Annotated in this window: 6 protein-coding genes and 1 rRNA gene; 4 read left to right on the top strand and 3 right to left on the bottom strand. The window is 53.7% G+C overall.

Annotation, left to right across the window (positions count from 1 at the left end):
- The 3 genes from rrf to birA all read left to right on the top strand — a co-directional run bounded on the left by rrf (position 1) and on the right by birA (position 2,223).
- A 5S ribosomal RNA gene (gene rrf / locus ACTJI7_RS11700) occupies positions 1–111 on the top strand.
- A gap of 124 nt (positions 112–235) precedes the next feature.
- On the top strand, positions 236–1,264 hold the full coding sequence (gene murB / locus ACTJI7_RS11695) for a UDP-N-acetylmuramate dehydrogenase (RefSeq protein ID WP_049137014.1): 1,029 nt from the start codon (positions 236–238) through the stop codon (positions 1,262–1,264).
- Positions 1,261–2,223 (top strand): bifunctional biotin--[acetyl-CoA-carboxylase] ligase/biotin operon repressor BirA, encoded by a 963-nt coding sequence (gene birA, locus ACTJI7_RS11690; RefSeq protein WP_047363553.1) that lies wholly within the window; start codon positions 1,261–1,263, stop codon positions 2,221–2,223. The genes murB and birA overlap by 4 nt, the downstream gene beginning before the upstream one ends.
- A 194-nt stretch (positions 2,224–2,417) precedes the next feature.
- Here the strand turns inward: birA and bcsG are convergent, their stop codons facing one another.
- The 3 genes from bcsG to bcsE are packed head-to-tail and all read right to left on the bottom strand — an operon-like array spanning position 2,418 to position 5,843.
- Entirely contained in the window at positions 2,418–4,097 is a 1,680-nt protein-coding gene (bcsG, locus tag ACTJI7_RS11685) for a cellulose biosynthesis protein BcsG (RefSeq protein WP_028014764.1), read from the bottom strand.
- A complete protein-coding gene (gene bcsF, locus ACTJI7_RS11680) occupies positions 4,090–4,287 on the bottom strand; it encodes a cellulose biosynthesis protein BcsF (protein ID WP_063155474.1) in 198 nt (65 codons plus the stop codon). The genes bcsG and bcsF overlap by 8 nt, the downstream gene beginning before the upstream one ends.
- Complete coding sequence (gene bcsE / locus ACTJI7_RS11675) at positions 4,281–5,843, bottom strand: cellulose biosynthesis c-di-GMP-binding protein BcsE (RefSeq protein WP_333031145.1); 1,563 nt, start codon at positions 5,841–5,843, stop codon at positions 4,281–4,283. Before bcsE ends, bcsF begins: the two co-directional genes overlap by 7 nt.
- 174 nt (positions 5,844–6,017) lie before the next feature.
- On the opposite strand from bcsE, the gene bcsR reads away from it, so the two are divergent.
- Positions 6,018–6,206: a cellulose biosynthesis protein BcsR gene (gene bcsR / locus ACTJI7_RS11670; protein ID WP_028014761.1), complete on the top strand. Its 189-nt coding sequence runs from the start codon at positions 6,018–6,020 to the stop codon at positions 6,204–6,206.
- Positions 6,207–6,209 lie beyond the last annotated feature (3 nt).

The raw sequence follows: 6,209 nt of genomic DNA, 5'->3' as shown, positions 1-6,209 counted from the left end.
CGGCTTTAGCGCGGTGGTCCCACCTGACCCCATGCCGAACTCAGAAGTGAAACGCCGTAGCGCCGATGGTAGTGTGGGGTCTCCCCATGTGAGAGTAGGGAACTGCCAGGCATCAAATAAGTGAAGAGGCCATCCGAAAGGATGGCCTTTTTGCGTTTCTGCGCTGCACAAACTAATCCCCCAACGCCCTGCTTATACGGTAAACTACCTGCGTTTTTGCATCAGGATAGCGTCTATGAACCACTCCCTTAAGCCCTGGAATACCTTTGGCATTCAACGTAATGCTAATCAAATTGTGCGTGCCGATACTGCACAGCAGCTGCTGGATGCATGGCAAAGCGCAACAGAAAATAACGAACCCGTACTGATTCTGGGCGAAGGAAGCAATGTCCTGTTTCTCGACGATTTCGCGGGAACGGTGATCGTTAACCGCATCATGGGCATTGGTGTGGAAGAGCGCGCCGATAGCTGGCATCTGCACGTGGGGGCCGGAGAAAACTGGCATCAGCTGGTGCAATTTACCCTCGAAAAAGGGATGCCGGGTCTGGAAAACCTGGCGCTGATCCCAGGCTGCGCCGGATCGTCACCCATCCAAAACATCGGTGCCTACGGCATCGAACTGAAACATGTCTGTGAATATGTCGACTGCATCGAACTGGCGACCGGAACGGCTAAGCGCTTAACGGCAGAACAGTGTCGGTTTGGCTATCGTGACAGTATCTTCAAGCATGAATATCAGGATCGCTACGTGATTGTCGCCGTGGGCCTGCGTCTGCCAAAGAACTGGCAGCCGGTGCTGACCTATGGCGATTTAACGCGTCTCGATCCAGCAACCGTCACTCCCCGCGACGTATTTGACTCAGTTTGCCATATGCGAATGACCAAACTTCCCGATCCGAAAGTAAACGGAAATGCAGGAAGCTTCTTCAAAAATCCGGTTATTAGCAGCGAAAATGCAAAAGCCTTTCTTGAAGGATGGCCCACTGCGCCACATTATCCTCAGGCAGATGGCAGCGTGAAGCTGGCCGCTGGCTGGCTGATCGATCAATGCCAGTTAAAAGGCACGTCCGTAGGTGGCGCTGCCGTTCACCAGCAGCAGGCTCTGGTACTGATTAATCAACGCGATGCGACCAGCGATGATGTTGTACAGCTGGCGCATTATGTTCGTCAACGTGTGGGCGAAAAGTTTAACGTCTGGCTGGAGCCAGAAGTCCGCTTCATTGGCCGCACAGGTGAAGTGAATGCCGTGGAGACCATTGCGTGAAGGACAATACCATTCCGTTAACCCTGATTAGCATCCTTGCTGACGGGGAGTTTCACTCTGGCGAACAACTGGGCGAGCAGTTGGGCATGAGCCGTGCCGGCATTAACAAGCATATCCAGACGCTTCGCGACTGGGGCGTCGATGTGTTCACGGTGCCGGGAAAAGGCTACAGCCTGCCGGAGCCAATTCAATTGCTGAATGAAGACGTCATCCGCAGCCAGCTTGGACACGGCAACGTTGCGGTGCTGCCGGTGATTGATTCGACGAACCAGTACCTTATGGATCGGCTGAGCGAACTCTCGTCCGGCGATGCCTGTGTTGCTGAATACCAGCAGGCCGGTCGTGGCCGTCGCGGTCGCAAATGGTTCTCGCCATTTGGCGCCAATCTCTATCTGTCCATGTACTGGCGTCTGGAGCAGGGGCCTGCCGCAGCCATTGGCCTGAGTCTGGTCATTGGTATCGTCATGGCGGAAGTGCTGCACGATCTGGGTGCCGATCGGGTCCGCGTTAAGTGGCCAAACGATCTGTACCTTAACGATCGTAAACTTGCCGGTATTCTGGTCGAACTGACGGGTAAAACCGGTGATGCGGCGCAAATTGTTATTGGCGCGGGCCTCAATATGGTGATGCGTACTGTCCAGGATGATGTGGTGAATCAGGCCTGGACCAATCTCCAGGAGGCGGGGATTGTCATCGATCGTAACACCCTTGCCGTGCGCATGATTAAAGAGCTGCGCAGTTCACTCACGCTTTTTGAACAGGAAGGCCTGGCACCGTTCCTGTCTCGTTGGGAAAAGCTGGATAACTTCATCAACCGTCCGGTGAAGCTGCTGATTGGTGATAAAGAGATTTACGGCATTTCCCGCGGTATTGACGCACAGGGCGCGCTGCTTCTGGAGCAGGATGGCGCGATCAAGCCCTGGGTGGGCGGTGAGATTTCCCTGCGAAGCGCCGAATAACCGGATGGAGTAAACGATGCGAAAATCCGTCTGCGCTACCCTGGCATTTAACGATGGGGCAGTCTTCCGGAGAGCACGAAATCACCTCTAAAGACGACGACGATTCGGCAAGTCTGAAAATGCAGGTGTGGATTTCAGCGCAATACTGACGTACTAACTATCCCCTCTCCCCTGTGGGAAGAGGGGGAAATCAGTTACTGCGGATACGGTACCCAGTCCCCGCCGTTCAGGCGAACGTACGGTTTGTTCTGATACTGAATCACCACCGCGTTGGCGTTCTCGGAGACTTCTGCCGTTTGCGGCAGGTTGCTGGTGAGCTGATCCCAGTTCACGCTATCTTCCACAAACAGCTTCCCGTCAACGGCGCGGGCAACCAGTTCTGAAATCGCCAGATAGCTGCTTGGCTGGGTAATCTCAATTGGTGCGCCCTGGTGCGGTGCCTTCATACCAAAGAATTTAATGCCTGCAGGCACGTTGGTAATGGACGGGCTTGGGATATCGCGCAGACCGGATACCTGCATTCTGTCGCCTTTCAGCGCGCCACCGTGCTCAGGTACCACGACCACCATCACTTTACGGCCAGATTTTTCCAGCTCCGTGAAGAACGCGTCCAGTTCGTCGAAGAATTTCTGCGCCCGCACTTTGTAATCCGCCGTTTTACTCACCCCCGGGAAGTGGTTACCGTCGTGAAGCGGCAGGGTGTTATAGAACGTTGCACTGCGCGGATTACTGTCTTTTTCGATGGTCTGCAGCCAGCGCTGCAGCACGGCGGTATCGTCATAAACCGGCGAGCCATCGAAGCCCAGCAGCGTAACGGGAAGACCGGTTTGATCCATCAGTGGCGCCTGCATGCCACCCTGTTCACGTACCTCTTTCAGGAAGTTACCGAACTGACCGTTATGCCCCAGCATCAGGTGCTGCGTAAAGCCCAGCTTCGCGAGATTATCGAATAAATAACACTGGTTGCCAGCGGGCTGATACAGGTTTTTATGCGATGCCTGACCGCAGCTTGCTCGCAGCAGGCGGATTGCCGCCGGGCCGCTGTATGAGGTGGCAGAGTTAAAATCTTTAAACTGGATGTCGAAATGGGACCACAGCGGGTGAGACATCAAACCGGCGGCATCCACGTCGGCCCAGGAGAGGGAACAGATGTTAATCACCAGCAGCTCAAACGGCTGCGCATCGGCTGGCAGCGCATCCGGGAATTTCGTCTGTCGCTTATCTTCAGCGGTATAGAAGCTGGAGAGCCAGGCATTAAGATTGGTGGAGGTCGGCGGTGCGGTCTGCGTTGGAATATCGCCCACCACCGGCGTATCGCCTGCCGTTGTAACGGTAGCCGCTGCGCTTCCTCCCGTCGTGGTCACCGTTGTCGTCGGCTGGCCGGCAGGCCACAGCGAAAAGCTTGGCCCCGCCAGCGTCAGCACGTTAAGCCAGATCATAATGGCGACGACAAACACCGTGACGCGGATCCACTGAGACAGGAACAGCCAGGCAACCAGCAGGACAAAGACGGCGCCAATCATCTGCCAGTTAATGAAACGCTCAACCAGGTCAAGCATATAGTCTGCGCTGAAGCCCGCGACCTGCGATCCCTGGCTCATTATGCTTTCCGGACCAGGCAGCCAGGTATCGTGCCAGAACAGCGCAAAGCCGATGGGGATGGCCACCCAATGGCGTAAACGATGCAGCCTGATGTTCGGCAGAGGCATCAGCAGGAAGGCCATAAACACCAGGTTAAGCAGGGGATGGAAATTCAGATAACCTGCCCAAAGCAGGCCAAACTTCACCAGAAAGTAGAAGTTCCAGCCGGAAAGGCCGCGCCAGTATTGCCAGAGCGGCGAGGGTGACGAAGCGGTATAGGAAGAATTAGTCATGTTTACGGTCTGCCTTGACGTGTGATGCCCGTGTCAGTGTTCCGGCTGGTTTTACATAGCGAGGTTTTACAAACATCACTCTGGCCGTATCACGGATACGGCGTATGGAATGGCGTGCATAGTAGCCAAGCGGGAAAAAGATCAGCGCGCATAATACGACCAGTTGGATGATATCGCTGATATTCATGATGATGCGTTCTCCCCGTTCTCAGTTAATAAGCGAAGGGGTTCCGGAACCCGACGCCAGACATGTCCGTCATGTCTGGCATTGAGGAGCGGTTTTACATCGCTCGTGATTGCGGGCGGTTTAACCCATTGTTCAGGCTGGAGAGCGCGCATTTGCACCAGCTCTGCGCTGATAGCATTATCTTCGAACCAAATCATACGGTTCGAGAAAATATCCCCGGTAGGCAGGGGGAAGATGTGGTTAAGCGCGGTATCAAGATCGTTGACCCGGCAAAACGACAAAAACAGCACCAGGCGATTGTCGCCAATGGTCATGATGTCCCCTGTACGGTTCGGGCGACACAGGGTGAGCGCCTGCTCAACGCGAATGCCCGGGACCGGCCGCAGGGCAACCATAACCCCTTTCCCGTCCGCCGGAAGTAACGTGTTGCTCATCATGTTGCCGACGGCATCGCAGAACGTATCCCATTTCTGGTAGCCACGCAGCTTCATCGGCTGGGTCATGGAGAGCAGCGTGGAGATATCTTCCGGGACATGGCGACTGAACTGCTGACCCTGAACGCTTTCAATAAGCGTCAGGCAGCGTGACAGTGGCGCATTCCAGGGGATCACCATATTTGCCCCGCAGCCCAGAAGCAGACGCTCATCGGTAGCGCGCAGGCTGGTATTATTTTCGCGCACCACAATTTTTAACGCGCTGCCGCGCTGGCGGCGCAGGGTGTGAATTTGTCTCGCCAGCGTTTCAATCTGATTATTCTGCATCAACGAGAAAACGAGGGTGGCTGCCTGGGTGGTGCGGGCTTCATGAAAAAGCGCTTCGTTAGACTCAAACAGTGACCAGTTTTCCGAAAGCGCGGGCGCGCCCTCTAAAACCGCAATATGGCTCAGGATGCGCTTTTCATCGCTGCGCGGCTGCACCACGGTTTCTTCCTGCTGTGCCAGGTGCCATTTCCCCTCAATATGTTTAAGAGTCAGCTGTTGCCTGGCGCTCACGCCCTTTTCATTGCACCAGAAGGCAATATCGTAGAGATAGCTGCCTGCCTGGTCACGAAGACTTGCCAGCCCGAACAGGGAGCGATATTCGCCCATCAAAAGTGAGAACAGCTTGTCATTATTACTGCCGGGGTTGACGACCAATAGCGTGCAATTTTGAAACTTTGCCCATTTATTGATTTTTTCCAGCCACGACAGCAGTTTTTCAGCAGGAATATTTTGCAGTATGTTATTTGCACATTTAAGAATCACTAAATAGTGATCCGGATCTATAGAGCACTGAACGTCGCGGGACAAAAAGTATAGACTATCCGCTTCCGCTGACATAGAAAACAAACGTACTTTCTGGGGGCCGCTGTCGCTTTCGAGCGTAATTATTTTCTTCGGCTCTTCGCCCATGCTAATGACGGCCACGCGGGAATCCTTATCCTGAGCGGCAATTGTCTGGTTTACCAGGCTGATAGCGTCTTCATTACGATCCGTATTAATCCACCAGACTCCACCGACTGGCATGTGGCTCAATTCGTCCCATAATGACTGGATGCCAATAGAAAATATGGAGTCCACGATGTCCCTCTTTTCGTCTAATTTGCCTGTATCTCAGTTTACTAGCGAAAGCGTAGAAATAAACCTAACATTGAAATTAAAGAACATCAGATTTAGCATGTAAATGAAATTTGTCAGGGCAGGATGCCCCGCAACTTCCGAGCGTGCGATTTTCCTCAAAGGGATGGAATAAGAATGGATAATAACGAACCTGCAACCCCAGTCGACTCGACTCTGGGTTACACATTCCAAAACGATTTTCTGGCGCTGGCGCAGGCCTTTTCTCTACCTGAAATAGATTACACCGATATTTCCCAGCGGGAACAGTTGGCTGCTGCTATTAAACGCTGGCCGTTATTAGCTGAATTCGCCCATCAACATTAAGGG

Origin of the sequence: Enterobacter sp. 22499, assembly GCF_052044815.1 — a bacterium.
Taxonomy (GTDB): domain Bacteria; phylum Pseudomonadota; class Gammaproteobacteria; order Enterobacterales; family Enterobacteriaceae; genus Enterobacter; species Enterobacter bugandensis.
Note: the sequence above shows the minus strand (reverse complement) of the source record. Positions and strands in the feature narration are given on the sequence as shown.

Bases quoted from the DNA above. Each gene is read 5' to 3' on its own strand.
- murB (WP_049137014.1), top strand. From the start codon at position 236: ATGAACCACTCCCTTAAGCCCTGGAATACCTTTGGCATTCAACGTAAT.
- bcsR (WP_028014761.1), top strand. From the start codon at position 6,018: ATGGATAATAACGAACCTGCAACCCCAGTCGACTCGACTCTGGGTTAC.
- bcsG (WP_028014764.1), bottom strand. From the start codon at position 4,097: ATGACTAATTCTTCCTATACCGCTTCGTCACCCTCGCCGCTCTGGCAA.